General features: G+C 53.2%; 2 protein-coding genes and 2 pseudogenes. 3 read left to right on the top strand and 1 reads right to left on the bottom strand.

Annotated features, from left to right (window positions below; all coding sequences use genetic code 11):
• Positions 1-626: pseudogene (locus RT582_RS22380) on the top strand (three-Cys-motif partner protein TcmP); the annotation flags it as partial.
• A gap of 90 nt (positions 627-716) precedes the next feature.
• On the opposite strand, the gene RT582_RS22375 reads toward RT582_RS22380, so the two are convergent.
• Entirely contained in the window at positions 717-1,397 is a 681-nt protein-coding gene (locus RT582_RS22375; RefSeq protein ID WP_003292635.1) for a heavy metal response regulator transcription factor, read from the bottom strand.
• A gap of 360 nt (positions 1,398-1,757) precedes the next feature.
• On the opposite strand from RT582_RS22375, the pseudogene RT582_RS22370 reads away from it, so the two are divergent.
• Positions 1,758-2,019 (top strand): annotated as a pseudogene (locus RT582_RS22370) (c-type cytochrome); the annotation flags it as partial.
• A 69-nt stretch (positions 2,020-2,088) separates the two neighbouring features.
• On the top strand, positions 2,089-2,241 hold the full coding sequence (locus RT582_RS22365) for a hypothetical protein (protein ID WP_313480089.1): 153 nt from the start codon (positions 2,089-2,091) through the stop codon (positions 2,239-2,241).
• Positions 2,242-2,276 lie beyond the last annotated feature (35 nt).

Here is a 2,276-nt window from a genome sequence, read left to right as displayed (position 1 = left end):
GCCCTGGGTCAAATTTCAATCGGCAGGGTGGGTCAATTTTCCATCAGCGCCAACATGAAGGGATCAAACAGGAAAGCGGTGCCCAGTACATGACCGTGTTCTTCATCCGCCCTGCTGGCAGCAACCCGATGGCCTATTGGTTTATCCATCTGGCGAACAACTACCGCGCCAACGATGTGATGAAGAAGATCCACTGGAAATACGGCAACAACTTTTCCCATATGCTGTCGCCTTCCAGCTTTTTCGGCTACGACGCCAATCGGGATATCGCCGTGACAGGCCAACACGATTTGCTGTTGGATGAGCATCACTTCGACGATGCCACCGATGACCGCGTCCGAGGAGAACTTTCAGAGCTCTTGCCCAAACAGGTCTACGAGGTAGAACGGCAACCTTTTTTGGGCCTGATGAGCGGATTGACCAACTACACCATGGCTGACGAGTTTCGCGTAAAGCAGGCGCTCGATATCGCTGTTGCGACCGGTGATTTGCTGGCGGTCGGTAAGGATGGCAAGACCAGGCGTCGCAAGGGCACTAGCATCAAATCCAGTGATATTCTGATAGCTCCCCCGCAGAGACCCATCTTCTTCGTGCCACAGCTGAAGAAATCCAGCTCGGAGAACTGAGGTTCGGCACCGCTCCTTGCTCGGTGGCTCGCCTTAACCGCATCGGTACCGGTAGCTTGGCCCATCGCGTGAAATGCCGAGCATTTCGCTCTAGGGGTCTGGCGCGTCGATCAAATAGCCCATCCCACGCGCGGTTTGTATGAGCTTAGGTTCGAACTCATCATCGATTTTTGCTCTCAGCCGTCGTACCGCCACCTCAATCACATTGGTATCGCTGTCGAAATTCATGTCCCATACTTGGGAGGCGATAAGGGACTTTGAGAGCACTTCCCCGCGACGCCGAAGTAATAGCTCAAGAAGTGCGAATTCCTTTGCAGTTAGGTCTATTCGTTTCCCCGATCGCGTAACTCGACGCCTGAGCAGATCGACCTCAAGGTCGAGGAGTTTGAGTATTGTTTGGTTGGGGACATTATTGCCGCGGCGAAGCAACGTACGGATCCTGGCTAGCAATTCGGAGAAGGCAAACGGCTTGATGAGATAATCATCAGCGCCCAACTCCAATCCCTTTACTCGATCCTGAACCCCGTCTCGGGCGGTGAGAAAGAGCACGGGAACCTCATTACCAGCAGCGCGGACTTTCTGTAAAACCTGCCACCCATCCAGGCCAGGCATCATCACGTCTAAGATGAGCAAGTCGTATGTGGTATGAAGCGCGTGCTGAGCAGCATCGGTCCCGTTTTCAACTCTATCGACTGTGAAGCCTGCCTCTGAAAGCCCCTGCTGTAGGTAGGTGCCTGTTTTCGGCTCGTCTTCAGCAACAAGAAGCTTCATGAAAGTATTCCCTCCGGCATTTGGAGCAGTGTGCCGATTGTCAGGGCGTGCAGCCAGTACCTTACAGAAACGTAATGCTCGCATCATCTGTCTGACAGCTTGTAGCGTTAACGTCTACCTCAGCAGTTGCTCCCACACTCTGCTTTTTGGCCTTTTCATGCTCCTTTGGCCTATCGGCGCCTAGATGGCGCCTTTTTTTTGCCGGTAGGAAACGACGCCTTAACTGCAGGAGCGAACAGGCAGAACACGGACAATTAGCGATTCGCCTGCTCACGCGGTTGGGGCATGTGTGATCTGACAAATCGTAAGATTCAGACGCAAGCATGCGTGGCATGCTAATTGCTGAAGCGGAACTCCGATGACCCAGCAAAAACATTTTGGGCCATCAAGCCTGGAATTAAGGCCACTGGGATGCCTGCGTGGGGAAGAAGCATGGCTGACCCGTACACTGGGCAATGGTGGCTTTTCTGCAAAAAGCTTCCTGGGCTAGATGAGGGAGCGTATGAGCACTCGTTGCCTCTAGCGGTGGTAACCAACATGGTGGTGGGGAGACCCCAGCGGGGCACGGTAATAGCATGGTGAGATGGTTTCGGACAACCACTCAAAAATTACAAAGATGTAATGTTTGGGACAGCTTACCGTAAGGGGCGTAGGAATACATTCACGTACAAACAATCAAGAGGGAACCTTCATGAAGAAAATAAACGGATTGATGCTAGCGCTGGCGCTTACGGTCACCTCACCTCTGATAATGGCCGCAAGTGACTCTGTGGAGCCCATGAAGCACGACCATACAGTGGGTGATGGTCACGAGATGATGATCAAGGCCGGCCGCGAAAACTGAGTGCAACACCTGACCTTTCCGGTACGGTGCTGCCC

It is taken from the genome of Stutzerimonas kunmingensis, assembly GCF_032106285.1.
Lineage (GTDB): Bacteria > Pseudomonadota > Gammaproteobacteria > Pseudomonadales > Pseudomonadaceae > Stutzerimonas > Stutzerimonas kunmingensis_B.
Note: the sequence above shows the minus strand (reverse complement) of the source record. Positions and strands in the feature narration are given on the sequence as shown.